Source organism: Halomonas sp. RT37, from assembly GCF_040070525.1.
Classification (GTDB): Bacteria; Pseudomonadota; Gammaproteobacteria; order Pseudomonadales; family Halomonadaceae; genus Halomonas; species Halomonas litopenaei.
This window is the reverse complement of the sequence record NZ_CP098827.1, coordinates 3162641-3187258: the sequence shown is the minus strand read 5'-3', so window position 1 is coordinate 3187258 and position 24618 is coordinate 3162641. Positions and strand designations below refer to the sequence as shown.

At 64.7% G+C, this 24618-nt stretch carries 26 protein-coding genes; 12 read left to right on the top strand and 14 right to left on the bottom strand.

Annotated elements, in window-relative coordinates:
* Positions 1-188: 188 nt before the first annotated feature.
* Positions 189-527: a ribbon-helix-helix domain-containing protein gene (locus NFG58_RS13850; RefSeq protein ID WP_348826755.1), complete on the bottom strand. Its 339-nt coding sequence runs from the start codon at positions 525-527 to the stop codon at positions 189-191.
* Between the two features lie 213 nt (positions 528-740).
* Here NFG58_RS13850 and NFG58_RS13845 point away from each other — a divergent pair, with 213 nt between their 5' ends.
* From NFG58_RS13845 to gloA, 3 genes are all read left to right on the top strand, one after another.
* A complete protein-coding gene (locus NFG58_RS13845; RefSeq protein ID WP_045995064.1) occupies positions 741-1307 on the top strand; it encodes a tat (twin-arginine translocation) pathway signal sequence in 567 nt (188 codons plus the stop codon).
* Between the two features lie 134 nt (positions 1308-1441).
* Positions 1442-3025 (top strand): GMC family oxidoreductase, encoded by a 1584-nt coding sequence (locus tag NFG58_RS13840; RefSeq protein WP_348826754.1) that lies wholly within the window; start codon positions 1442-1444, stop codon positions 3023-3025.
* A 43-nt stretch (positions 3026-3068) separates the two neighbouring features.
* Positions 3069-3611 (top strand): lactoylglutathione lyase, encoded by a 543-nt coding sequence (gloA, locus tag NFG58_RS13835; RefSeq protein WP_045995063.1) that lies wholly within the window; start codon positions 3069-3071, stop codon positions 3609-3611.
* A gap of 66 nt (positions 3612-3677) precedes the next feature.
* Here the strand turns inward: gloA and NFG58_RS13830 are convergent, their stop codons facing one another.
* From NFG58_RS13830 to NFG58_RS13820, 3 genes are all read right to left on the bottom strand, one after another.
* Entirely contained in the window at positions 3678-4592 is a 915-nt protein-coding gene (locus NFG58_RS13830; protein WP_348826753.1) for a complex I NDUFA9 subunit family protein, read from the bottom strand.
* Positions 4589-5269 carry a DsbA family protein gene (locus tag NFG58_RS13825; protein WP_348826752.1) on the bottom strand — a complete coding sequence of 227 codons (681 nt, stop codon included), beginning with the start codon at positions 5267-5269 and terminating at the stop codon, positions 4589-4591. Before NFG58_RS13825 ends, NFG58_RS13830 begins: the two co-directional genes overlap by 4 nt.
* A 190-nt stretch (positions 5270-5459) precedes the next feature.
* Positions 5460-5948, bottom strand: a complete 489-nt coding sequence (locus tag NFG58_RS13820) for an Lrp/AsnC family transcriptional regulator (RefSeq protein WP_197037138.1) — start codon at positions 5946-5948, stop codon at positions 5460-5462.
* A gap of 164 nt (positions 5949-6112) precedes the next feature.
* On the opposite strand from NFG58_RS13820, the gene NFG58_RS13815 reads away from it, so the two are divergent.
* Positions 6113-7036: a DMT family transporter gene (locus NFG58_RS13815; protein WP_124803971.1), complete on the top strand. Its 924-nt coding sequence runs from the start codon at positions 6113-6115 to the stop codon at positions 7034-7036.
* A 96-nt stretch (positions 7037-7132) separates the two neighbouring features.
* Here NFG58_RS13815 and NFG58_RS13810 read toward each other — a convergent pair whose 3' ends face one another.
* The gene (locus NFG58_RS13810) at positions 7133-8134 is read right to left on the bottom strand and encodes an NADP-dependent oxidoreductase (protein ID WP_348826751.1); all 1002 of its coding nucleotides are present in this window, start codon (positions 8132-8134) and stop codon (positions 7133-7135) included.
* A gap of 388 nt (positions 8135-8522) precedes the next feature.
* Between NFG58_RS13810 and NFG58_RS13805 the strand changes: the two genes are divergently transcribed.
* From NFG58_RS13805 to NFG58_RS13780, 6 genes are all read left to right on the top strand, one after another.
* On the top strand, positions 8523-9323 hold the full coding sequence (locus NFG58_RS13805; protein WP_045995058.1) for a FadR/GntR family transcriptional regulator: 801 nt from the start codon (positions 8523-8525) through the stop codon (positions 9321-9323).
* 7 nt (positions 9324-9330) lie between these two features.
* Positions 9331-10371 carry a TRAP transporter substrate-binding protein gene (locus NFG58_RS13800; protein ID WP_286985013.1) on the top strand — a complete coding sequence of 347 codons (1041 nt, stop codon included), beginning with the start codon at positions 9331-9333 and terminating at the stop codon, positions 10369-10371.
* 133 nt (positions 10372-10504) lie between these two features.
* Positions 10505-11119, top strand: coding sequence for a TRAP transporter small permease subunit (locus NFG58_RS13795; protein WP_124803969.1), 615 nt, complete (start codon positions 10505-10507; stop codon positions 11117-11119).
* Positions 11119-12423, top strand: coding sequence for a TRAP transporter large permease subunit (locus NFG58_RS13790; protein ID WP_348826750.1), 1305 nt, complete (start codon positions 11119-11121; stop codon positions 12421-12423). Before NFG58_RS13795 ends, NFG58_RS13790 begins: the two co-directional genes overlap by 1 nt.
* 92 nt (positions 12424-12515) lie before the next feature.
* Positions 12516-13190: a 2-dehydro-3-deoxy-6-phosphogalactonate aldolase gene (locus NFG58_RS13785; protein WP_348826749.1), complete on the top strand. Its 675-nt coding sequence runs from the start codon at positions 12516-12518 to the stop codon at positions 13188-13190.
* Positions 13187-14095 (top strand): 2-dehydro-3-deoxygalactonokinase, encoded by a 909-nt coding sequence (locus tag NFG58_RS13780; RefSeq protein ID WP_045995290.1) that lies wholly within the window; start codon positions 13187-13189, stop codon positions 14093-14095. The genes NFG58_RS13785 and NFG58_RS13780 overlap by 4 nt, the downstream gene beginning before the upstream one ends.
* A 331-nt stretch (positions 14096-14426) precedes the next feature.
* On the opposite strand, the gene NFG58_RS13775 is transcribed toward NFG58_RS13780, so the two are convergent.
* The 9 genes from NFG58_RS13775 to NFG58_RS13735 all read right to left on the bottom strand — a co-directional run bounded on the left by NFG58_RS13775 (position 14427) and on the right by NFG58_RS13735 (position 22196).
* A complete protein-coding gene (locus tag NFG58_RS13775; RefSeq protein ID WP_045995291.1) occupies positions 14427-14735 on the bottom strand; it encodes a hypothetical protein in 309 nt (102 codons plus the stop codon).
* Positions 14736-15110: 375 nt separating this feature from the next.
* Positions 15111-15596 (bottom strand): gluconokinase, encoded by a 486-nt coding sequence (locus tag NFG58_RS13770; RefSeq protein ID WP_348828138.1) that lies wholly within the window; start codon positions 15594-15596, stop codon positions 15111-15113.
* A 198-nt stretch (positions 15597-15794) separates the two neighbouring features.
* Positions 15795-16652 carry a nitrilase-related carbon-nitrogen hydrolase gene (locus NFG58_RS13765; protein ID WP_124803961.1) on the bottom strand — a complete coding sequence of 286 codons (858 nt, stop codon included), beginning with the start codon at positions 16650-16652 and terminating at the stop codon, positions 15795-15797.
* A gap of 60 nt (positions 16653-16712) precedes the next feature.
* Complete coding sequence (locus NFG58_RS13760; protein WP_185696407.1) at positions 16713-16889, bottom strand: hypothetical protein; 177 nt, start codon at positions 16887-16889, stop codon at positions 16713-16715.
* A 191-nt stretch (positions 16890-17080) separates the two neighbouring features.
* Positions 17081-18388 (bottom strand): MmgE/PrpD family protein, encoded by a 1308-nt coding sequence (locus NFG58_RS13755; protein ID WP_348826748.1) that lies wholly within the window; start codon positions 18386-18388, stop codon positions 17081-17083.
* 131 nt (positions 18389-18519) lie between these two features.
* Positions 18520-19401 carry a glycine betaine ABC transporter substrate-binding protein gene (locus NFG58_RS13750; RefSeq protein ID WP_348826747.1) on the bottom strand — a complete coding sequence of 294 codons (882 nt, stop codon included), beginning with the start codon at positions 19399-19401 and terminating at the stop codon, positions 18520-18522.
* 45 nt (positions 19402-19446) lie between these two features.
* Entirely contained in the window at positions 19447-20178 is a 732-nt protein-coding gene (locus NFG58_RS13745) for an ABC transporter permease (RefSeq protein ID WP_222516702.1), read from the bottom strand.
* A 4-nt stretch (positions 20179-20182) separates the two neighbouring features.
* Positions 20183-21343 carry an ABC transporter ATP-binding protein gene (locus tag NFG58_RS13740; RefSeq protein ID WP_045995114.1) on the bottom strand — a complete coding sequence of 387 codons (1161 nt, stop codon included), beginning with the start codon at positions 21341-21343 and terminating at the stop codon, positions 20183-20185.
* A gap of 187 nt (positions 21344-21530) precedes the next feature.
* A complete protein-coding gene (locus NFG58_RS13735) occupies positions 21531-22196 on the bottom strand; it encodes an ABC transporter permease (protein ID WP_045995115.1) in 666 nt (221 codons plus the stop codon).
* 430 nt (positions 22197-22626) lie between these two features.
* Here NFG58_RS13735 and NFG58_RS13730 point away from each other — a divergent pair, with 430 nt between their 5' ends.
* Complete coding sequence (locus NFG58_RS13730; RefSeq protein ID WP_045995116.1) at positions 22627-23088, top strand: SUF system Fe-S cluster assembly regulator; 462 nt, start codon at positions 22627-22629, stop codon at positions 23086-23088.
* A gap of 79 nt (positions 23089-23167) precedes the next feature.
* A complete protein-coding gene (gene sufB, locus NFG58_RS13725; protein ID WP_045995117.1) occupies positions 23168-24610 on the top strand; it encodes a Fe-S cluster assembly protein SufB in 1443 nt (480 codons plus the stop codon).
* Positions 24611-24618: the final 8 nt, after the last annotated feature.

The window sequence follows — 24618 nt, the reverse complement described above, 5'->3', positions numbered from 1 at the left end:
GAGGCCATTCTTCACGAATTGCCGCGTATGACAAGGAGCGTAGAGAAAAGATTGAGATAAGGCGTAGTTTTCGAGAAAAAAGATATAGACTTTAGTCGAATTTCTAGGGCTGCTGTTCTCGATGGGAGGCCAGGTCACCCGTATGGCGCTGAACGAGGTGTCGGTGAGTTCCTTTACCCGGTGCCGTTTCAGTTTATGCCTAGCGATGCCCGAGACAGACGTTCGGCCGAGGGTTGGGCAGCACTTCCCTGGACGACATTACCCTGAATGGCATTCTGCTGGTGGATGGCGCAGGCCACCCGCAACAGCGATGCCAGGTTAGGCACCTCACCCCGGATCTCGATCACCTCCTGATGCAGCTCGCTGATGAACTGAACCGTGGTCAGATTCTGGCCGGCGGCGATCTCGTTGAGGATATCCCAGAACTCGTTTTCCAGTCTGACGCTGGTCACCGAGCCCTGCAGGCGGATGGAACGGGTGGTGCACTCGTACTTGGCAGGGTCGGTGGAGGCGTACATATGGCACATGGCGTGGTCCTCTCGCTGGCGTCCGGTCGTTATCGATGATGCCGTCTTCTGACCCTGCCTGGCTCTTGCGTCAAGGAGCATTAGACCATGGTCGACGTAGTACCCCAGTGTTACCCGCCGTAGGCGGAGGCGACATAGGCTTTGGAGAGACGCAGTGTCGCATGTGGCGCTTGTCGAATCTGAATTCTACGGCCTGGGGCAAGGAGTCCTGCTATGAAGGGTAGCGCTTTTTCTCGTCGTGTCTTTCTCAAGGCCAGCGGTGGTGTGCTGATGGGCACACTGGCGATGGCCTCCGGTCCCATCGCCCTGCTGGCGCCCAGTCGTAGCTGGGCCATGTCCCTTGAAACCCTGACCAGTCGCCAGGGCCAGGTGCTGCTGGCGATGACGCGTCACATCTTCCCTCACCCAGACCTTGAAGACGCGGTCTACGCCCTGGTGGTCAAGAGTCTGGACACCAAGGCCGCCGATCCCCAGGTCGCGGCCCTGGTAGCCGAAGGTATCGATGTGCTCGACCGTGAGGCGGGTGGTGATTGGCTATCGCTGTCGCCGAGCGAGCGTTTCGCCTTGCTGGAAGCGCGGGCCGGCTCGCCATTCTTCGAACTGGTGCGCGGCGACGCCGTCGTCTCGCTCTATGACAACGATCTGGCCTACGCCCACTTCGGCTACGAGGGTGAGGCGGGCAATCCCGGCTACCTGACGAAGGGCTTCAATGACCTGGACTGGCTGCCGGATCCGCCCCGGCCCGAGGGCGGCTACCTGCCCCATGAAGTACCGGGCTGACGCTGTCGCGGCGCCGGGTGAGACGAGCGTCGTTGCGAGCTGGCCACAGCCACGGACAACAACAGCCCGCTATAGACAACAACAGACAACAACAGACAACAACGAACAATACGGACCGATGAGGAGACGTCGTTATGGCCATGACCGACAGTCAGAAGACCTTTGCGCTGGACGATGACAGTGTGGTGGTAGTGATCGGCTCGGGGGCCGGTGGAGGCACCCTGGCGAACGAACTGGCCCAGCAGGGCATCGACGTGGTGGTACTGGAAGCGGGCAAGCTGCACACCACCTCGGACTTTCTGGCCGACGAGTGGGGTGCCTTCAACCAGCTTTCCTGGTTGGACCCGAGGACCACGTCGGGAAGCTGGCGGCTGGCACGGGACTTTCCCAACCTGCCGGCCTGGATCGTCAAGTCGGTGGGCGGCACCACGGTGCACTGGGCCGGTGCCAGCCTGCGCATCCAGCCCCACGAGTTCGAGGCGCTGAGCCACTATGGCGCGGTGGACGGCGCTGACCTGCTCGACTGGCCGCTGTCCTACGAGGAACTGGCACCCTGGTACGATCGTGCCGAGGCGCGCATGGGGGTGACCCGCACCCACGACAACAAGGGGCTGCCGGGCAACAACAATTTCAAGGTGATGTACGCCGGGGCGCAGAAGCTCGGCTATTCCTGCAACACCGGCCATATGGCCATCAACAGCGAGATCCGCGATGGCCGGGCGCCCTGCCAGCAGCGCGGCTTCTGCTTCCAGGGCTGCAAGACCCAGGCCAAGTGGTCGACGCTCTATACCGAGCTGCCCAGGGGCATCGCCACCGGACACCTGGAGCTGCGACCCGAGTCGCATGTGGCGCGTATCGAGCATGACGACGAGGGTCGTGCCAAGGCGGTGGTCTACTTTGATAGCGAGGGCCGCGAACAGCGACAGAAGGCCCGGGTGGTGGCGGTGGCCGGCAACTCCATCGAGACGCCGCGGCTGTTGTTGAATTCCACGAGCAGTCGTTTCCCCAAGGGGCTTGCCAATGGGGCAGACAAGGTCGGGCGCTACTACATGCGCCATATGACGGGTTCGGTCTACGCCACCTTCGACGAGCCGGTGCACATGTATCGCGGCACCACCATGGCCGGCATCATCTCCGATGAGGCGCGCCATGATCCGTCGCGGGGCTTTGTCGGCGGCTACGAGATGGAGACGCTGTCGCTGGGGCTGCCGTTCATGGCTGCTTTCCTCGACCCCGGCGCCTGGGGCGAGCGTTTCGCCGGCGCGATGGACCAGTATGATCATATGGCCGGGATGTGGCTGGTGGGGGAGGATCTGCCCCAGGCCAGCAACCGCATCACCCTGAACCCGGTGGTGACCGATCGTTTCGGCCTGCCGGTGGCCAACGTGCACTACGACGATCACCCCAACGACGTGGCCATGAGGCAGCACGGGTATCAGCAGGGCAAGGCGCTGTACGAATCGGTGGGGGCACGGGATGTCTACGAGGTGCCGCCCTATCCCTCGACCCACAACCTGGGTACCTGCCGCATGAGCGAGCGACCCGAGGACGGCGTCTGCAATGGCTACGGCCAGACCCACGAGGTGGCGAACCTGTTCATCTCCGATGGCAGTCAGTTCACCACCTCGGCGTCGGAAAACCCGACCCTGACCATCGTCTCGCTGGCCCTGCGTCAGGCAGAATATATCGCGCAGCAGATGGCCGAGCAGGCGATCTGACGACCCCTGAACGACAATCGACCCCTCATCCAAGGAGACCGAGATGCACGACAATTTCCAAGGCGAACAGCACCCCGGCGTGGAGCCGGCCCCCGAGGCCACGCGCGGTTTTCGCCTCAATCACAGCATGCTGAGGGTCAAGGATCCCGAGGTGTCCCTGGCGTTCTATTCACGGGTCTTCGGCATGAGCGTTCTGAGGCGCCTGGACTTCGAGGAAATGCAGTTCTCGCTGTACTTTCTCGCCAACCTCGAGGCGGATGATCAGGTTCCCGAGGACGCCGCCGCCCGCTCCACCTGGACCTTTCAGCAGCGCGGACTGCTCGAGTTTACCCACAACTGGGGCAGCGAGGAGCAGGAAGGGCGGATCTACCACGACGGCAACGCCGAGCCCCAGGGCTTTGGTCATATCTGCTTTGCGGTGCCGGATCTGCACGCGGCGGTGGCCTGGTTCGATGAAAACGACGTCGAGTTCATCAAGCGCCCCGAGCAGGGCAAGCTGAAGGACGTGGTCTTCGTCAAGGACCCGGACGGCTACTGGATCGAGGTGGTGCAGCCGAGCCTGATGGCGAACATGGGCGACGCCTGAAGCGGTTATCTAACGCCAAGCCCCGGCGGCATAGGGCCGGGGGCCATCGAGGCCCGTCCGTCGGACTCAGCCTGCCTGCGTTGGCAGGCAGTGCGGCAGGCTGTCGCGCAGGCTGCGCGGATTGAGGCCCAGGTCGGCGAAGCTGCCGACGCCGTTGGCGACCAGGTTGTCCTCGCTGATCAGCCACAGGGTATCGCGGGTCAGCGGCGGCGAGGGCAAGGGCGAAAGGGCCAGTGCCAGGGCGTGCCACAGGGGCAGGGGGACCTTGATGAAGCTGGGTTCTCTGCCGAGGTGTCGCGCCACCTGGGTGACCAGATCGCGGTAGCGCAGCGGGTCGGGCCCGCCCAGTTCGAAAAGTGCCCTGGGCAGGCTCGTCCGGGTGGCCAGGCGCGCCAGGGCGCTGGCAAGATCACCCACGTGGAGCGGTTGCAGGCGCATCTCTCCGGCGCCAAACAGCGGCACCAGCGGCATCTTCACCAGCCTTGCCAGGGTCGCCACCAGGCCTGACTGCTGGCCATAGAGGGCGCTGGGGCGAACGATGACCGCGCGAGGTATCTCGCCCATCACCGCCTGTTCGCCTCTCGCCCGGGCGCGCACGTAGGGCGAGGGCGAATCGAGCCGGGCGCCGATGCCGGACAGCAGCACATAGCGATCGATGCCCGCCTCCCGGGCGAGCCGGGCCAGCCTGGCGGCGCCCTCGACATGCACCTGCTCGAAGCTGCGCTTGCCACTCTCGCGGTAGAGGCTGACCGCATTGATCACCGCGCTGGCCCCCTCAAGGGCCGCCTTGAGGCTCTCCGGATCCTCGATATCCGCCTGGATCGCCTCGACCGGATCGCCGTCTTCCACCTCTTCCGGGAGTCTCGGGTGGCGGGCCACCACGCGGACTGCATGGCCCGCGAAGTAGAGCTCGCGCACCACGGCAGCGCCGACAAAGCCGGTGCCACCGATCACCACCACCGGACGTGTGCGGTCACTCATGGCGTCCTTTTGCCCTCATGCTGGCGCAGGGCATCCTGCAGGCGTTCCACCGCCAGAAAGAGCTGGCGCCTGGGTTGGGCGCCGGACAGGATGCCGGCGTGTTCGCCGTCGACCAGAAAGCGCAGCGCCGGAACACCGTGAACCCCCAGCGCCTGACCTTCCTCGCGGGAAGCTTGTACCGCCTCGCGGTCTTCACCGGCGGCAAGACTCGCCTCGAGTGCCGCGCCGTCCAGCCCCAGTTGATTGGCGATCTCGGCCAGGGCGCCGGGATCCGACAGGTCCAGGCTATCTTCGAAGAAGCCGCTGAACAGGGCCTTTCGCAGCGCAGCGACCTGGCTGGCTGACGGGGTGTCGCGATAGCGGCGCTCGGCCCAGGCCAGCGTTTCCAGGGCCAGACGCGAGCGTGGTTGGATGTTCGGCTGGCGCATGCTCAGACCTCGCTCCTGAGCCATCGGCAGCACCGCGTCTCGCCACAGCTCGTTCAGGTAGTCGCAGTGGGGATCGAGGGCAGGTTCCGGCTCGGGGCGCAGCTCGAAGGGGCGCCAGACGACGCGGATGTCATGACCGAACCTGTCTTCCAGCGCCTCCAGTTCGGGCAACTCCAGGTAGCAGAACGGGCAGCGCAGATCGCTGAAGACCTCCAGGGTCAGGCGTGGGGGAGCGGGCGGGGTCGGCATGCAACTCTCCTGGGTGGCGGTACGTGGGCCCGGACGGCAATGGGATCGACCCTAGCTTGACGATTGATGACGCCGAAGTGAAGCGCCGACGTCAGCTAGGCTCGATGCTGGCGAAGCTGCGTCAGCCGTGATCACCGGCTGAGGCGACGTCTGCCTGGTGGGGCTGTGCAGCGGATCCTCGTGTGGAGCCTTACGAATCGTCGTCAGTTGGACGGGCGTCGCGCAGATCCAGGGCGCCGGCGCGCTTGACGGCACGGATGGCAAAGCTCGAATCCACGGTATTGACCATGGGCAGGGTCTGCAGCTGTCGCACCCAGCGCTCGTAGCCTTTCAGGTCGGCGCTGACGATCTGCAGCAGATAGTCGAAGGCGCCGGACACGGTGTGGCACTCGATGACTTCGGGCATGTCTGCCACGGCGGCTTCGAAGGCTTCCACCAGGGCGTCCTGGTGGCGGCTGAGCTTGACGTGGACGAACACCGTCAGCCCCAGCCCCAGGCGTTCGCGGTCCAGCTCGGCGCGGTAGCGCTGGATCAGCCGCTGTTGCTCCAGCCGGCGTATGCGCCTGGCGCAGGGTGACGGCGACAGCCCCACCCGCTCGGCCAGTTGGTGGCTGGTGAGTCGTGCATCCTGCTGGAGCAGGGCGAGCAGATGGCGATCGATACGGTCCAGTTTTTTCAACGGATTGGCTCAATCTTGCGGGTCGAAGAAAAATATTGGCATGTCCTGCCAATATGGGTCCAGCGCGTCGTTGTCTTTGCCTGCATTTGCCCGACCGTTGGCGGCAGACTGAGGGTCAGCAGGGGGCTCGTTCAGGCGCCCATCGAACCTCACGGAGTTCTTTCATGTCGTCTTCCTTGACCCAGGTGGCACCGCTTGTCGCCTCTCCCCGGCGCGCCCTGTTGGGGGTCGCCGCTGCGCTGGGGGCGGTGCTGATCTGGTCGTGCTACTTCCTGTCGCTGCGCCAAGGGGCGCTGTCACCACTGGGAACGCTCGACCTGACCCTGTTTCGCTACGCCGTGCCTGGCCTGGCGCTGCTGCCGTTGGCGCTGCGTCGGCGCCAGCGTCTGCTGGCGGTCAACCCGGTGTGGCTGGTCGGCATGATGGCCGGCGCCGGCATACCCTTCTTCCTGCTGGGGGCGGTGGGCATGGGGCTGGCCCCGGTGGCCCACGGCAGCACCCTGATCCCCGGGGCAGCGCCGCTGTTCGTCAGTACCCTGGCGGTTTGGGTCTTCGCTCAGCCGTTGTCGCGGGGGCGTGCCGCCGGCCTGGTCGCCATCGGACTCGGCGTCGTCTGCCTGCTGGCGTCCGGGGGACAGGGCTCGCAGAGCCTGCTGCTGGGGCAGGGCATGTTCCTGCTGTCCAGCGTGATGTGGGCGGTGTTCACCCTCAGCGTGCGTCAGAGCGGTCTGTCGGCGCTCGAGGCCACGGCGGTGGTCACGGTGCCCAGTGGACTGGTCATTGTGCTGACGGTGATCGGGCTCGAGGCGAGCGGGGCGGGGGGGCTGTCCCTGCATCTGGTGCCCACGAAGGAGTGGCTGGTGCAGTTGGTGGTGCAGGGCATCCTGGTGGGGCTGGGGTCTGGCCTGCTGATGGGCGTGGCGATTCGACGGCTGGGGGCCGAGGCGACCTCGGCGCTGGGCTCGCTTACCCCGGTGGCGGCCACGGCGCTGGCCTGGTGGGCGCTGGACGAGACGATCGGTGGGGTCACGGCGGTGGGCATGCTGATGGTGGTGTCCGGCGTGATGATTGCCAGCCGTGGCCGTTGATGGCGCGGCGGTCATTCGAGCAGTGCTGAACCAGAGACACCGCCCGTAGGCGGTGTCTGGGTCAATCGTCCAGCAAGGGCAATCAGCAATCAGCAATCAGCCCAGGCGCACCAGCATCTTGCCGGTGTTGGCCCCCTTGAATAGGTCAAGGAAGGCTTCCGGCGTGGCCTCGAGGCCCTCGCGCACGGTCTCCTGGTAGTCGATCTCGCCGGCCGCGACCTTGGGACCGACGTCCTTGAGAAAGGCCGGGTAGTTGTCCCAGTGCTCGAACACGATAAAGCCCTGCATGCGCGCTCGGCGAATCAGGATCATCGCCAGGTTGGCCGGTCCCGGTGCCGGGCCTTCATCGTTGTAGCGGGAAATCATGCCGCACACGGCGATGCGGGCGCCGACCCTGAGGTTGTTCAGCGCGGCTTCCAGGCAGACACCGCCGACGTTCTCGTAGTAGACATCGAAACCGTCCGGGCAGGCCTTGGCCAGATCCTCGCTGAGGGTGGCGGCGTCCTTGTCGCGGTAGTCCACCGCGATCACGCCCTGGGACTCGAGCCAGTCGCGCTTCTTCTGGCTGCCGGCCAGGCCGACCACAACACCACCCTTGGCCTTCGCCAGCTGTACCACCAGAGAGCCCACCGCGCCGCTGGCGGCGCTGACCAGCACATTGTCACCCTGCTGCATCTCGGCGATGGCATTCAGGCCGGTCCAGGCGGTCATCCCCGGCATGCCCAGCACGCCCAGGTAGGCCTGTTCCGGCACGTCCAGATCGGGCAGGGCGGTCACGCCGTCGGCGGGCAGTTGGGCCACGTCTCGCCAGCCACCCATGTGGCTGACCTTGTCACCCACCTTGAAACGATCGTCACCGGATTCGATGACCTCGCCGACGGCGGCTCCTTCCAGCGGTGCCTCGAGCTCGAAGGGTTCGATATAGGTGGTGACACCGCTCATGCGCCCACGCATGTAGGGGTCCACCGACAGCCAGCGATTGCGGATGCGCACTTCACCGTCAGCCAGCGCCGGCAGGTCCTGCTGCTTGAGCTTGAAGACGTCCTGGCTGGGGGTGCCGGTGGGATACTCGCTGATGGTGTAGTAGTTCGACTGCATCATGCCTCCTTTGCGTGATGAACCGGAAGTCGATTGGCTGTCGTTCCGGAGAGTGCGAAGCGTGGCCGAGGGTCGCTCGGATTCACGCCTCGCTCCGTGATCATCGATAGGTGTACGGTCGCCACAATAGACCAGTCGGTCTGTTTCGTAAAGGGGGCGATTGTCTTCCTGGGTCCGAGGTCTATTCACTACGACTGTGCCGAATCAGCGAGGTTCCCCGAGGAGCGCCATGGACAGGGCGTGGCGGCAGGGCGCTACCCAATCATGACTAAAGTCTAAAGGCGTTTGAAACACGTTTTCGTCAAGCTATGTCGGACATAGCCTGTAGCACCGTCCGACACACGGCGCTACATGTCCGATTTCTCTCGTTCCCTGTATGGATGGCTCCATGTCGGCAAGTTCCACTTCCACGCGTCGCGCGCGCCCGGACATCGCCGATGCCCTGGCCGAGGCGATCTTCGCCGGTGAGTATGCGCCGGGGGACTTCCTGCCCAGGGAAGTGGATCTGTGCGAGCGCTTCGAAGTCAGTCGCTCCACCGTGCGCAGTGCGCTGCAGGTGCTGGTGGCGGCGGGCATGATCACGCGAATCTCGGGCCAGGGATCTCGGGTACAACCGCTGGAGGGCTGGCACCTGCTGGACCCCAGAGTCAGTGGCTGGCTGGCGCGCTTTGCCCATCCCAATCCGGTGATCCAGCGCGAAGTCTTCGCCTTTCGCGTGGCGGTGGAGCCCTTTGTCGCCCGTCTCGCCGCCGAGCACGCCACCGCCGCCGATCTGCTGGCCATCGAGACGGCCTATGAGGGCATGATCGAAGCGCTGGCCAACGATGATCTACGCTTTGATGGCAAGAGCCACGACGAGTATGACGTGGCCTTTCATGAGGCGATCTTTACCGCATCGCACAATCTGGTGTGGGCCCAGATCAGCCACGTTCTCAAACCCGCCATCGCGCTGCTGGTGGAACGCTCCAACCACAGCGCCGACAGGCTCAACGACAGCATGGATCGTCACCGCCGGGTGATGGAGGCGATCCGGCTTCGCCAGCCGCAGGAAGCCGCCCGAGCGGCTCTCGCGGTACTGGAGCGCACCGGGCAGGACCTGGGTCTTGAAGGGGTGACAAGGTCGCCCGCCACGATCGAGACCACCTTCGACGCTCCCGAATTCCCTGCAACTCGCCAACAAGAAGGATGAGATTCCCATGATGGCAAGCACCAAGCTCAAGTTCTCTGGTTCCGCGCTCACGACGTTGGGCGCGGCGATCCTCGCGACAACGGCGACCTCTGCCCAGGCGGCCGAGTACGAGTGGACCTTCCAGACCTCCGAGACCGCGGGTGAGCCGCAGTTCGAGATGAAGAAGGCCTGGGCCGACAACGTCGAGACCATGTCCAACGGCCGCATCTCCATCGAGATCCTGCCGGTCAACGCCGTGGTCCAGGCCAACCAGACCCTGCAGGCCGTGCAGTCCGGCATTCTTCAGGGCCACCTGACCGACCCGAGCTACTTCACCGGCCAGAACCCGGCCTTCGGCATGATCGGCAACCTGGTAGGCGCCTGGAGCGATCCCTACGACTTCCTCGACTACATGAACAACGCCGGTGGCGAAGAGCTCTACAACAAGCTGGTCGAACCTTACGGCGTCCACCTGATCGGCGCCGCCGCCACCGGCCTCGAGTCGCTGCCGTCGACCAAGCCGGTGCGCTCCATCGACGACATGCAGGGCCTCAAGCTGCGTGCACCCGAGGGCATGGTCTACAACATCTTCGAGGCCGCCGGCGCGACTCCGGTCAACCTGCCGGGCTCCGAGGTCTATACCGGCCTCGAGAAGGGCGTCATCGACGCCGCCGACTACACCGTGTTCGCCACCAACCAGGCCCAGGGGCTGCACGAGTTTGCGCCGTACCCGCTGTACCCGGGCTTCCACTCGCTGCCGATGGTGGCGGTGTCGCTCAACAAGGACGTCTGGGACAGCCTCTCCGATGACCTGAAGGGCATCCTCGAGACCTCGGTCGACGCCCTGGCCTACGAGATGGTGGCCGAGCTCAAGACCCGCGACATGGAAGCCGTGCGCGAGGCTCGCCAGAACCCGGATATCGAGATCATCGACCTGCCGCAGGAGGAGCGCGTGGCGTTCCGCAATATCGCCAAGCAGGAGTGGGAGAACTGGGCCGAGAAGAACGAGATCACCCAGGAATTCTACGAGTCCGTGGTGGCCTACCTCGAGAACCACAACCTGCTGTAATCCTCGCTGGCGTGCGCCAGTGGAACCCGGGGCGGTGCCGAGGCACCGCCCCCTCATTTTCATCTTGCGATGTCCGCGCCCGTTGGGGCGATAGATCACGGGCGTCGCGATACATCAATGTCGAGGATGTCTCATGAGTGACGAGACACGTGCAGGGCCTGGGCCCGACCCATCACCCGATCCGTCAACGGACAAGACGCCCGAGCGTGCCCCCGATGTGGTGCGCAGTCGGTTCGACCGTGGCGTGGTCCGGGTGGCCCAGTTCGCCGCCTGGCTGGTGTTTATCGCCATGGCCATCAGCGTCTATGAGGTGATCATGCGCTATGGCTTCGGCGCGCCCACCTCCTGGGTCCACGAGACCGTGGTCATGCTGGTGGCGGTCAGCTTCTGTCTCGGCGGCCCGGCCGCGCTGGCCTCCAACCGCCATATCCGGGTCAAGGTGCTCTACGACGCCGTGGGCCCGAGGTTCCGGCTGTGGCTCGATCGCTTCAATGACCTGGTCACCTTCGGCTTCTGCCTGGGCATGACCTACGCCGCTTGGGTGATGTTCTATGGCGCCTCCCACAACCCCCTCGGCGAGTGGCAACTGGAGCGCTCCGGCACTTCCTGGAACCCGCCGTTCCCCGCCCTGGTCAAGGGCATGATCCTCGCCGCGGTGGCGATCATGTGCGTCCAGGCGCTGATTCACCTGATCCAGTCGATCAAGGGCAAGCCCGCCCCCGACGCACCCGAAGGAGGCGCTGACTGATGAGCATCGCAGACGGAACCCTGCTGCTGGTCGGCGCCATTTTCGCGCTGCTGGTCACCGGCCTGCCGCTGGCCTTTATCACCGGCCTGGTGGCGCTGGCCTTTACCTTCGGCTGGTTCGGCCCCAACGCCCTGCCGCTGGTGACCAGCCGGGTCTACGGCTTCGTCACCGAGTACTCGCTGGTGGCGGTGCCGATGTTCGTGCTGATGGCCTCGCTGCTCGACCGATCGGGCATCGCCAAGGATCTGTTCAACGCCATGCGGGTGTTCGCCGGGCGGCTGCCCGGTGGCGTCGCCGTACAGACCGTGGTGGTAGCGTTCTTCCTGGCCGCGCTGTCAGGCATCATCGGCGGCGAGATCGTGCTGCTCGGCATCCTGGCGCTGCCGCAGATGCTCCGCCTCGGCTACGACAAGCACCTGTCGATCGGCGTGGTCTGCGCCGGCGGGGCGCTCGGTACCATGATGCCGCCGTCCATCGTGCTGATCATCTACGGCCTGATCGCCAGCGTCTCCATCGCTGACCTGTTTACCGCGGCGATCACCCCGGCGGTGATCCTGATGCTGTCCTACATCGGTTATGTGCTGGTGCGCTGCCTGCGCAACCCCGCCATGGGCCCGCCGATGAGCGAAGAGGACCGCAACGCCGGCTTCGCCTCCAAGGGTGCCGCGCTGCGCTCGATCATCGTGCCGGCGCTGATCGCCTTCATGGTGCTGGGCTCGATCTACGGCGGCGTGGCCTCGGTCACCGAGGCGGCGGCCATGGGCGTGTTCGGCGTGCTGCTGGCGGTGCTGGCCCGGGGCGAGTTCTCGTTCTCGATGATGCACCAGAGCCTGTCCCAGACCCTGGTGACCTGCGGCATGATCATCTGGATCGGCATCGGCGCCGCCGCCCTGGTCGGGGTCTACAACCTGATGGGCGGCAACCGCTTCATCTCCGGCATGATCATGGATCTGGACGTCTCGCCCATCGTGATCATCCTGGTAATGATGGCGATCCTGATCGTGCTCGGCATGTTCCTCGACTGGATCGGGGTGGCCATGCTGACCCTGCCGATCTTCGTGCCGATCATCGTGCAGCTGGGCTACAGCCCGATCTGGTTCGGCATCCTGTTCGCGGTGAACATGCAGGTGTCCTTCCTGTCGCCGCCGTTCGGACCCGCGGCCTTCTACCTGAAAGGCGTGGCGCCACCGGAGATCAGCCTCAAGGACATCTTCGTCGCGGTGCTGCCCTTTATCGCCCTGCAGCTGTGCGTACTCGCGGCGCTGCTGATGTGGCCCGAAATGGCCATGTGGCTTGTCAATTAGGTCTGAACCCTGACGGCGAAGGGCGGCATCAGCCGCCCTTCGCTTTATCATGGGGCTGAGTTTTCCTTCTTTTCGACTTCGAGGACTTTGCGATGAACGACGCTCAACGTCGCGTACTGGACGCTGCCATGGCCGAGACGCCGCTGGTGGCGATCCTGCGTGGTATCACGCCGGACGAGATCGAGCCGGTCTGTCACGCCCTGGTCGAGGCCGGTTTCCGGCTGATCGAGATTCCGCTCAACTCACCTGAGCCCTGGGTCAGCATCGAGCGCGCCGTGGCCTGTTGTCCCGACGACGTCTTGATCGGTGCCGGCACGGTGCTCGACGAAGACGATACCGCACGGCTTGCCGAGCTCGGGGCGCCGTTGATGATCACCCCCAACACCGAGGCCGAGCTGGTGGCGCTGGGCGCCGAGCGTGGGCTTGCGCCGATGATCGGCTGCATGACCCCGACCGAAGCCTTGGCCGCGGCGCGGGCAGGGGCGACGGCACTAAAGCTGTTCCCGGCGGCACGCCTGGGCACCGGCTACTTCAAGGACATCAGTGCGATCCTGCCCAAGGGACTGCCGGTGCTGGCGGTGGGCGGTATCGATCGCTCCAACATGGCCGAGTGGCATGCCGTCGGCATCGCCGGCTTCGGTTTCGGCAGCAACCTCTACAAGTCCGGACGCAGCGCCGCCGAGGTCGGGGAGATCGCCCGCGAGCTGGTGGCCGAATGGCAGCGTCTGACGGCTGACCAGGCAGGCCAGCAAGGGGGTGGCGCATGAGCCGGCGGCTGATCGCCATTGACTGGGGAACCAGCAACTTTCGGGCCTTTCTGGTGGACCGCGACAGCGGCGAGTGTCTCGATAGTGTGCGCTCGGATGCCGGGCTCAAGTCGTTGAGCACGGACGAATTCCCGCATTACTGCGAGGCCCAGGTCGGGGCCTGGCGAAAGGGCGGTGAAGTGCCGGTCTACCTGTCGGGCATGGTCGGCTCGGCGCGGGGCTGGAGCGAAGCACCGCAGCTCGAGGTGCCGCGTTCGGCCACCGACCTGGCCGACAATGTCGTAGCGGCGCCGGGGCTGGACAACGCCTGGATCGTGCCTGGCCTCAAGGTGGTGCGCGAGGATCACGTCGACGTGATGCGCGGCGAGGAGATCCAGGCCTTCGGTGCACTGGCGCTGCTGGGCTTGTCCGCCGGGGTCTGCTGTCTGCCGGGCACCCACAGCAAGTGGGCCCGTCTGGAAGGAGAGCGGCTGATCGACTTCTCCACGGTGATGACCGGCGAGCTCTATCATGCGGTGCGGTTTCATACCCTGCCGGGAGAGCCGGCCAGGGGCAGCGACGCCCACGACGCCGATGGCTTTGCCCAGGGGCTGGCGGCGGCGGACCATCCGGCGGGCTTGATGCACGCCCTGTTCGAAGGCCGAAGCCGCCACCTGTACGCAGGACTTGGCGCCCACCAGGTGGGCAGTTTTCTGTCCGGGGTGCTGATCGGTGCCGAGGTGCTGGCCCAGCGCGAGCATCTGCTGGACCACCAGGGCGCGGTGGTACTGGTCGGCTCGTCCAGTCTCAATCCGCTCTACCGCCAGGCGCTGGAGCGCCAGGGCATTCGCGTCGAGGAAGTCGACAGCGACAAGGCTACCCTGGCCGGGCTGGTTGCCTTGGCCGAACGCCACCGCGCGGGCTGATTGTCTGGGCCATGTCACCAGGGCTGAATTACTCAGGCCTAGTCACCCCAGCCTAGTCACCCAAGCCTAGTCACCAAGGCCTGATCACCAGTGTCTTGATCATCGGCGTCATGTCATCAGCGATGATCTCTGCACGCCAGCGGTGGGGAGTCGAGGCCGAAGCCTGAGGGGTGGCCCAAATGGGCCATCACAGGCATCAAGGACCGGCGACCGATGCAGTTTCGGGACGGTCCTTGATGTCCGCTGGTGCTTGATGCCTATCTAGACTGTTTTCAGGTGCCAGGCGATTACCAGGTACGGCGTGGCCATATCAAGGCGCGGCCGCCAGGATTCAGGACGGGCGGAACTCGCCACTGGCGGTGGAGGACAGACCGTCAAAGGCACCATGACCGACAAAGGTCATGTCGTTGAAATCCAGCACGTAGCGCAGCGCCAGCTGTTGCTCCTCGAGTCCGTAGACGAAGATCCGGTGCTCATCGACCGGGGTCGCCAGGTAGGCGGAGCTGATGTCCTGAGCTTTCTGGGACGGTGAATTGCCGCCCAGGCGATGACGCATGCGGGTGGCATTCTCGAAGACGACGCCCCAGGTGGTGCCGTCACAGTTGAATTCAAACGTCTTGCCTACCATTGGATCTGTCATGGGAGCCTCCTGTCTGCTGATATCGACGCGCTGGCCAACTGTACTGACTAATCAGTAACGTGCCGTCCGATAACGTGCTGACGAGTTACGTACTGACCAGCGACGCGCTGATGTCGACGTTCCGTTGTCGACGGCCGGTTGTTGCCGCGATTTGCCGGGATGCGGTTAACGCTGTTCGCCGTCGGTGCTGGTGGTCGACCAGAGTTGCAACATGACGACTTGGTGACAATTCTACGGACTTCATTACTGCTGCGTGGGCGAGAAACTTTGCCTTCGCGCTATCACCGATAAAAAAGCTGACAGCAGCCTGTCAGGAAAGGGCGACTCCGAGGTCGGGTCTCACTGCGACAGGTCGTTCAGCGCTGGCATTCAGGACTATCGACGGCTCGCCAGCTGTGCCAGGAAGTTATCGATGATGGCATCGGGGGTCATCTGGATATCGCAACGGATGGCCTCGTCATCACCTGGCATTTCCAGAGTGGCGAGCTGACTCCTGAGCATGTGCTCGCCGGCGAAGAAGTGCTGTCCACGGCTGTTCAGCCGCTCCAGCAGGACCTCGTGGCTGCCATGGAGGTAGAGAATCTCCAGCGCGGGTGCTCCTTCACGCAGCAGGTCACGGTACTGGCGCTTGAGCGCCGAGCAGCCGATGACAAGCGATTGTCCCTGCTGCTGATGCTCCCGGTAGAGCCCTGCCAGGGTGGCAAGCCAGCCCTGCCGATCCTCGTCGGTGAGCGGTTCTCCGCGGGACATCTTGGCGATGTTTTCGGGGCTGTGATGGTCATCACCGTCGATAAACAACGCGCCGGTTCGTTCGGCCAGCAGTTTGCCGATATACGATTTTCCCGAACCGGACACGCCCATGACGAGCAGGCAAGAAGGAGAGGAAAGGCCGCAGGATCGAGACGATGTTGTCATAGGTGGCGCCGAAAATTGTCTGCAAGATGGAAGCGTTATCCTAGCATTTTCACCTTGAGAATTCTCGGCGCCGGGCGTCTCGATACCGTTGTCGAAAGCGCTGTCGATACCGGTGTCGAAAGCGCTATGCGAACCAGCGCTGTATCAGCGATAGCCGCTCATCAGTTCGCGAATCAGGGGGCTGTCGGCGTCACGCAGGGTCGGCAGTTCGAAGCGTGCCCTGGCGATGGCGGTACGCGACAGTTCGGCGCAGATCAGGGTCTCGCGATCCTCGGCCTCGGCCAGGCTCTCGCCGCGTGGCCCGAGGATGCGCGATCCGCCCCAGAAATGGCTGTCGCCTTCGGGTCCATAGCGGTTGGCCATCAACACCGGCGTGCCATAGGTCATGGCGTAGAAGCGCACGTTGAGTGCCCAGTTTTCCTCGTTGGAAAAGTCCTCGGAGACGATGCCGGAGGCCGAATTGATCGGTGCACACAGTACCGTCGGCCGTGCCAGCAGGGCGGCATGCACCAGCGCCGGATTCCACAGGTCGGCGCAGATCATCGAGGTGGTGCTCCAGCCGGGGCGCACCGCCACCTCGGTCAGCCTGGCGCCATGGCTGAACCACTTGCCTTCCTCGAGTCCGCCGTAGGTGGGCAGGTTGAGCTTGCGATGCACCGCCGCGATGCGACCGTCCTGGAGGATCGCCAGGGCGTTGTAGATCTCGCCGGGGCTCGCTTCCTCGACGAAGCCGACGATGACTTGCATGCCGGCGGCCGCCTTGGCCAGCTGGATCAGCCGCGGGTCTTCCGATGGCATGGCCACCTCCAGCACCCGCGGGCCCAGGCCGTAACCGGTCAATGAGAGCTCGGGAAAGACCAGCAATTCCACGCCACGACGGCGGGCGTCATGAATCACGTCGAGGTGATGGGCGAGATTGGCCTCGACGTCACCAAGGCGCGCGTTGATCTGGGCGCAGGCGACCTGTAGCTGGTCCTGATGCTGCTTGGCCTGATGCTGCATTGCTGGAATTCCTGAGGGTGGGGGCAGGGCGCCACAAGGTGCCGCAATTTGCCCGGCGGATCAACGTTCCTCACTGCTGTCGCTGTTGTCTCTGCTGCGTCCGGGCGTTGTGTCGCGGATGGCATCGCTTTCCTGGGGCGGCTGCAGCTTGCGCTTGAGCAGGCGAAAGCCAATCCAGTGGATGACGGCAAGCCCGACGAGGACCGCGGCGATAAGGAGATAGAAGCGAGTGTCCATAGAAGGGGCTCCGTTTGAGGCCCCGGACCGCCCGGGGCCGAAATAATGCCTGACAGCAACATCTTCTATACGCCAAAAAGACAGACGGCGAGGCGACCTGGGTCAAGAGCCGACGAAACCAGGCGCTTTGTCACCCTAGCCACCTCCCGTCATGTTCGACGCCCTGGGCTCGCGCGTTCAAGCTCGCGCGTTCAAGGTTGTCCCAGCAACCTCAGCAGATCGCCGATGGGGCGTGTTTCCAGGGTGCCGACGACCTCCTCGATCTCATTGGCGCGTGCGCCCAGCACCGGGCTTGCCAGGGCCTGAAACTTGGCCGCGATCTCGTCATCGCTCAGCGGATTGTGAGGGTTGCCGCGGGCTTCCATGGCAGGGCTTTGAATACGGCGGCCATCGCGCAGGTGCAGCGTAGCGCTGGCCCAGCGCTCGGCCGGAAAGCGTGCGTTGTAGTCATCGCATTCGGTGGTTGTCACCTGCCGTGACAGCGCCACGAGATCGTCGTCGCCGAGATCCCGGCTGATGGCGGCGACGTCGATGGTGCCTCGATCGAGGGCGCAGGCGACCGACCAGGGCAGGCTGTACTGGGCCTGTTCGGTCGTGGTCGGGGCGATGGTATGAAGGCGCCTGGCTTCGTGGAAGGTGGTGATCTCGATGCGTTCGATGTTCTCCACCTGGCGTTCGGCGGCGGGTATGGCGAGTACCGCCTCCACCGCCGGCTGGGCCCAGCGGCATACCGGATAGGCCTTGAAGTACTGCTGTGACAGGTAGTCGCGCCGTCCCAGATCGCCCCAAACTGCGGATTGCTGCTCATCGCACAGGGTCACCGCCGGGGCGCCGGTGAAGCCGTCATCGGCCAGCAGGGTGGCCGCGACGCCGGCCTGGGCACCCCAGCCGCTGCCATCCTTGAGCATGGTGGGGTGATCGATGCAGCGCATCATCTGGCTGCGCGGGCCATAGAATTCGGCGATGCCGAGTGCGTGTTCCAGCTGGGCCGGGGCGAGGCCCTTGAGGCGCGCGGTCACCGCTGCCACGCCGAGGGCATTCCAGGCCCCTGAGGTGTGGTAGTCGGGGCTCGAGGCGTGCAGCGCGATGCCGGCCCGGGTGGCGATCTCGTAGCCCATCGCCAGCAGGCCGAGAAAATCCCTGCCGCTGACCTGCTCGATCTCGGGCAGCGCCAGCAGTCCCGGCAGGATGGCGACGCCGGCGTGGCCCTTGGTCAGCACCTGGCCGTCGTGGGCGTCGAGTGCATCGATCAGCCAGGCGCCGTGCAGGGCGACGCCGGTAGCCGACGCCGTTGATGACGCGAACAGCAAGGGGCGATCCCCCGCATGCTGCACCCTGACGTAGCGCCGTGCGTGCTCGGCCAGGGTAGTGTCGGTGGCGCCGGCGGCGACGCCGATCAGGTCGATCAGGCAGCGCTTGGCGTGGCGACACTGAGCGTCATCGAGGCGGTCGAGGGGAGACGTGAGGATCCAGTGGATGACGTCCCGGGAAGTGCTCATGGGGAGGTCCTTTGTCGAACAGGGGGAGCAGCAATGCAGGAGGGGGGGCGACCGGTCGCTGCTGCTGCAGGTTCCGCTCGCCGCACGCTGGCGAGCTAAGAAAAAGGCCCCCGAACGGGGGCCTTGAAGGGTCACAGCAGGTCGTTGTCCGCGAGGAAGGACTCGGCGACGTCCTCGATGGTCTCGCGCTCGACGTCCACTCGGGCGTTGAGGCTCGCCATGGTGTCGTCATCGAGCAGCGCCGACAGCGCGTTCATCTGCTCTGCGAGCTCCGGATTGGCGTCCAGGGTGTCCTGGCGGACCACTGGGGTCAGGGCGTAGGCCGGGAAGAAGCCCTGGTCGTCTTCGAGGATCTGGAAGTCGAAGGCGGGCACACGACCGTCGGTGGCAAACACCAGGCCGATATCGACCTGGCCGTCGCGCAGCGCCTGATAGACCAGGCCGGAGTCCATGCGCTTGACGGCGCCACGCTCGACGCGGAAGTCGTAGGCGCGCTGCAGCGGACGCCAGCCGTCTTCGCGGGCGTAGAACTCGGCGTTCATGGCAAAGGCAAGCTCTTCACCGTCATTCACCGCGGACGCCAGGTCGGACAGCGTACTGATGCCCGTTTCCTCCACGCTCTCGGCGCGCATGGCCAGGGCGTAGGTGTTGTTGGCGGCGGAAGGCTCGAGCCACACCAGGCCCTTCTCGCCGTCCAGTTCCTTGACGCGCTGGTAGGTCTCGTCGGCGGACAGCGATTCGGTGACGTCGTTGTAGTTGATCAGCGAGGTGCCGGTGTACTCCCAGTAGAGGTCGATCTGGCCGTTTTCCTGAGCCTGGCGCAGCACCGCCGAGCCCATGCCGGCGCGGGTGTCGACGTCGTAGCCGAGCCCGTCCAGATACTGGGTGGTCATGCTGGCCAGTAGTTGCTGCTCGGTGAAGTTCTTGCCACCGATCACGATCTCGTCGGCACTGGCGGTAGCCGTAGCGGTAAACAGGGCCAGGCCGGTCAGGGTGGTCATCAGGGTCTTCATGCGAATATCTCCTTGCAGGGTGTCGTTGTTGGAAAGCCCAGGTGTTCAGGCGCGCGCCGGATTGACGCCGCGCGGCACCACGATGAAGGCCACGCCGGCCACCAGGGCGTCCACCAGGATCGCCAGCAGGGCGGTGGGGATGGCCCCGGACAGCATCATGATCGGATCGTAGAGATCGATGCCGGTGAAGATCAGCTCACCCAGTCCGCCTGCGCCGATCAAAAAGGCCAGGGGCACCGTGCCGACGTTGATGGTCAGGGCGGTACGGATACCGGCAAAGATGACGTAAAGGGCATTGGGCAGTTCCACCTTGAAAAGGCGCTGGGTCGGTGACATGCCAATCCCGGCAGCGGCCTCCTTGAGCGCCGGCGAGACGCCCTTGAGTCCGGCGTAGGTGTTGCGCGCGATGGGCAGCAGGGTGGCCACGAACAGGCCAAACACCGCCGGAACGGTACCGATGCCGAGAAAGCTCATGGACAGCGCCAGCACCGCCAGGGTGGGGATGGTGGTGCCGACGTTGAGCACCTGCATCATCGATTCCGCGGCCTTGGCCATGCTCGGGCGCGACAGCCACACCCCCAGCGGGATCGCGACCAGGATCGCCAGGCTGCCCGACAGCAAGGTCAGCCACAGGTGCTGGACCACCAGATACTGGACGTCGGGCAGGTACCACAGGAAGTCATCGATGGCGCCGCTGGCCTGAGCCCATACCCCGAGCAGGAAGATGACAATCAGGGCAAGGACGAGTCCGGCGCTTTTCAGGCTTCGAATCAGCATCGGCTCACTCCTTGGGCTCGGCGGCCACGGCGGACGTCTCGCGCTGCTTGGTACGGAAGCGGGCGCCCAGGTGGTGGGTCATGGCGCGTTGGGTGATCTGCCCGCAGACGCGGCCCTCCTCGTCGACGCAGGGCAGCCAGGTGATGTCCTGGGCGAACATCAGCGAGGCCACCTTGCGCAGGTCGTCGTCGAGACTCACCGTGGCCGGCACGTTCTGGAAGTGGTCGCGGCAGTAGCCCTTGGTGGTGCGGGCCAGGGAGCGGCTGATCAGGCCCACCGGCTGGCGCTTGTCGTTGATCATCAGGATCGAATTCTGGTAGCCGAAGTCGTCGATGCGTGCGAGCGCCGTGGTCAGGGTGTCCTCCGGCTTGACGGTACCGATCTCATCGCTGACCACTTCGGCGACCTTGACCAGATTCAGCCGCTTGAGCGCGCGGTCCTCGCCCAGGAAGGACTCGACGAAGGCATTCTTCGGCGCCGCCAGCAGGTCGTCGGGGGACGAATACTGCACCAGCTTGCCCTCACGGAAGACCGCGACCCGATCCCCCATCTTGATCGCCTCGTCGATATCGTGGCTGACGAACATGATGGTCTTCTTCAGGTCCTGCTGCATCTTCAGGAATTCATCCTGGATCACCGCCCGGTTGATCGGGTCGATGGCGCCGAAGGGCTCGTCCATCAGCATCACGGGGGGATCGGCGGCCAGTGCCCGGGCCACACCGATACGCTGCTGTTGACCACCGGACAGCTCGGACGGATAGCGCTTGAGAAAGGCGTCGGGTTCCAGCGCGATCATGCGCATCAGCTCGCGGGCACGCTCCTTGTAGCGCGCCTTGTCCCAGCCCAGCAGCTTGGGCACCACCGCGATGTTCTCCTCGATGGTCATGTTGGGGAACAGGCCGATCTGCTGGATGACGTAGCCGATGTTGCGGCGCAGGTCCTGGGTGTCCATGCCGGTGGTGTCATCGCCATTGATGAACACCTTGCCGGAGGAGGGCTTCACGATCCGGTTGATCATCTTGAGGGTGGTGGTCTTGCCGCAGCCGGAGGGGCCGAGCAGGATGCAGATCTCGCCGCTGGGGACCTCCATGTTGATGTGGTCGGCGGCGACGACCGCGCCCTTGGGCGTATCGAAGACCTTGGTCAGGTTTTCCAGACGAATCATGAGCAAATCCTTGTATGCAAGTCGGCGTCGGCGAGCTCCGGGTCGTCGATGGGCGTCGACGGTGCCGCTGTCGAGGCGGCGGCTCACCTGTTGTCGTATCGACGTTCCGGCTGCGCTCGGGCGGTGTGGCGTACAGGACGCCAGCCGCCGCAGCGGCATTTCCGCGACGTTGCCGGAACACAAATGATCAGGCGGCGTTGGCGGCGCCTTCCATGCCCTTGGGCGTGAAGCGCTTCTGCACCGCCAGCAGGCCGTAGTCGACGATGATCGCCAGCAGGCTGACCGCCACCGCGCCGACGATCAGCTGGCGCGGGTCGGACTGGGAGATACCACGGCTGATAAAGGTGCCGAGACCGCCAGCGCCGATATAGGCGGCGATCGCCATGACGCCGATATTGAGCACCACGGCGGTGCGCACCCCGGCCATGATCACCGGCACCGCCAGCGGGATCTCGACCATCCGCAGGCGCTGTCGGTGGCTCATGCCGATGCCACGGGCAGCCTCGCGCAGGGCCGGGTCGACGTTGTTGATGGCGGTGTAGGTGTTACGAATGATCGGTAATTGGGAGTACAGCAGCACCGCGATCACCGCCGGCAGGTAGCCGATGCCCTGACCGATCAGCGACAGCACCGGAATCATGATCCCGAACAGCGCGATGGAGGGCACGGTGACGATGATCGACGCTGCGTAGAGCACCGCCTGGGCGACGCGCTCGTTGCGGGTGATGGCGATGCCGATGGGCACCCCGGTGAGGGTGGCGATGCCGACGGCAACGCCCACCAGCGAGATGTGCTCGAGGGTCCGGGACAACAGCAGGTCGGCGTTGTCCAGGGCGTACTGAATCAGTTCCAAGGCAATAGCTCCTGTCGAGGCCTCGCGGCGGGGTGAGTCGGGCCTGTGAACGGCCCTGGGCCAGGACACACGCCATCGGCTCGGCCTGACAAGAGGCGAGGCGTTGCGTTCACTGGCCGTTGATACGGCACAAGCTTAGCAGAATGAAGTATCTATTTGGTTTGATCATGAATGACGATCTGCAATGACGGGAATTGATGGATCTGATGCTTGGGGGTGAGGCTGTCAACCCGGACGCATAGTTAAAGTAAATGAGAATGATTGGTTTTATTGTGTCTATCGGCGGCGATCGTGCCGAGAACGTGAGGGCTATCGACGTGATAGATGTGTGCCGCTCTTCACATGGAGGTTATACAGGACTAAAATGGTCCCCAATCGAAGCAGGGGCTGAGCCCTGCACCGACGAGGGGAACTCCCCGAGGAGATGGGCATGCTGAAGCTTTCCCGGTTGACGGACTATGCGGCGGTGGTGATGGCACAGATCGCACGTCACCCCCAGCAGCCGCACGCCGCCGGAGAGCTCGCCGAAGCGGTGCAGTTGCCTCACCCCACGGTGAGCAAGACGCTGAAGATGCTGGTGCGCGCGGGACTGCTGGTGTCCCGGCGCGGCGCCCAGGGTGGCTACTACCTGGCGCGTCCTGCCTCGGAGATCACCGCCAGCGACATCATCGCGGCCATCGAAGGGCCGGTGGCGGTGACCGAATGCAGCCACGCCGATGGCGAATGCGACCTGGCCTCCACCTGCGGGGTGGCCGACAACTGGCAGCGAGTGTCGCTGGCGATCCGCGAACTGCTCGACAGCATCACCCTGGCGCACCTGGCCGACAGTGCGCCGCTGAAGCTGCCGATTCGCCTGCCGATCCAGAGCATCAGCCTGGCGGCGGAAGCCTGACCAGCGCCTCATCGACATCGACTTCATTACCCTGGGCGGGTAACGCCCGCCGACCGAACCGTCCGGGAGGGGACACATCATGGCAAGTCAGGAAATGGAACAGCTCGTCCGTCGCGAATATAAAGAAGGATTCGTGACCGACATCGAGAGCGACACGATCCCGCCGGGGCTGGATGAAGACACCATCGCTTTCATCTCCAAGAAGAAGGGTGAGCCGCAGTGGATGCTCGATTGGCGCCTTGACGCCTACCATCAGTGGCTGAAGATGACCGCGCCGTCCTGGGCCCATCTGGACTATCCGCCCATCGACTACCAGGCGATCTCGTATTTCAGCGCGCCCAAGCGTGAGGAAGACAAGCCCCAGAGCCTCGACGAGGTGGACCCCAAGCTGCTCGAGACCTACGAGAAGCTGGGCATCCCGCTGCATGAGCGTGCGGCCCTGGCTGGCGTCGCCGTGGACGCGGTGTTCGACTCGGTGTCGGTGACCACCACCTTCAAGGACAAGCTGGCCGAGGCCGGCGTGATCTTCTGCTCCATCTCCGAGGCGATCCGCGACTATCCGGAGCTGGTCAAGCAGTACCTGGGTACCGTGGTGCCGACCAGCGACAACTACTTTGCCGCGCTCAACTCGGCGGTGTTCACCGACGGCTCGTTCGTGTTCGTGCCGGAAGGCGTGACCTGCCCGATGGAGCTGTCCACCTACTTCCGCATCAACGCCGCCAACACCGGCCAGTTCGAGCGCACCCTGATCGTGTGCGAGAAGAAGGCCCAGGTGTCCTACCTGGAAGGCTGCACCGCACCGATGCGCGACGAGAACCAGCTGCACGCCGCGGTGGTGGAACTGGTGGCGCTGGAAGACGCCAGCATCAAGTACTCCACGGTGCAGAACTGGTATCCGGGTGACGAGGACGGCAAGGGCGGCATCTACAACTTCGTCACCAAGCGTGGCGACTGCCGTGGCGACCGTTCCCACATCAGCTGGACCCAGGTCGAGACCGGCTCCGCCATCACCTGGAAGTACCCGTCCTGCATCCTGCGTGGCAAGGACTCCATCGGCGAGTTCTACTCGGTGGCGGTGACCAACGGTCGCCAGCAGGCCGATACCGGCACCAAGATGATCCACCTGGGCGAGGGCTCCAAGTCCACCATCGTCTCCAAGGGTATCTCCGCCGGGCGTTCCAACCAGTCCTATCGTGGTCTGGTCAAGGTCGGCCCGCGGGCCAAGGGCGCGCGCAACTTTACCCAGTGTGATTCGCTGCTGATCGGCGATACCTGCGGTGCCCACACCTTCCCGTACCAGGAGATCGGCAACTCGACGGCCACGGTGGAGCACGAGGCGACCACCTCCAAGATCGGCGAGGACCAGCTGTTCTACTGCCAGAGCCGCGGTATCTCCGAGGAAGACGCGGTCAACATGATCGTCAACGGCTTCTGCAAGGACGTCTTCCAGGAGCTGCCGATGGAGTTTGCGGTCGAGGCAGAGGCACTGCTCAACGTGACGCTCGAAGGCGCGGTGGGCTGACCCCCGGC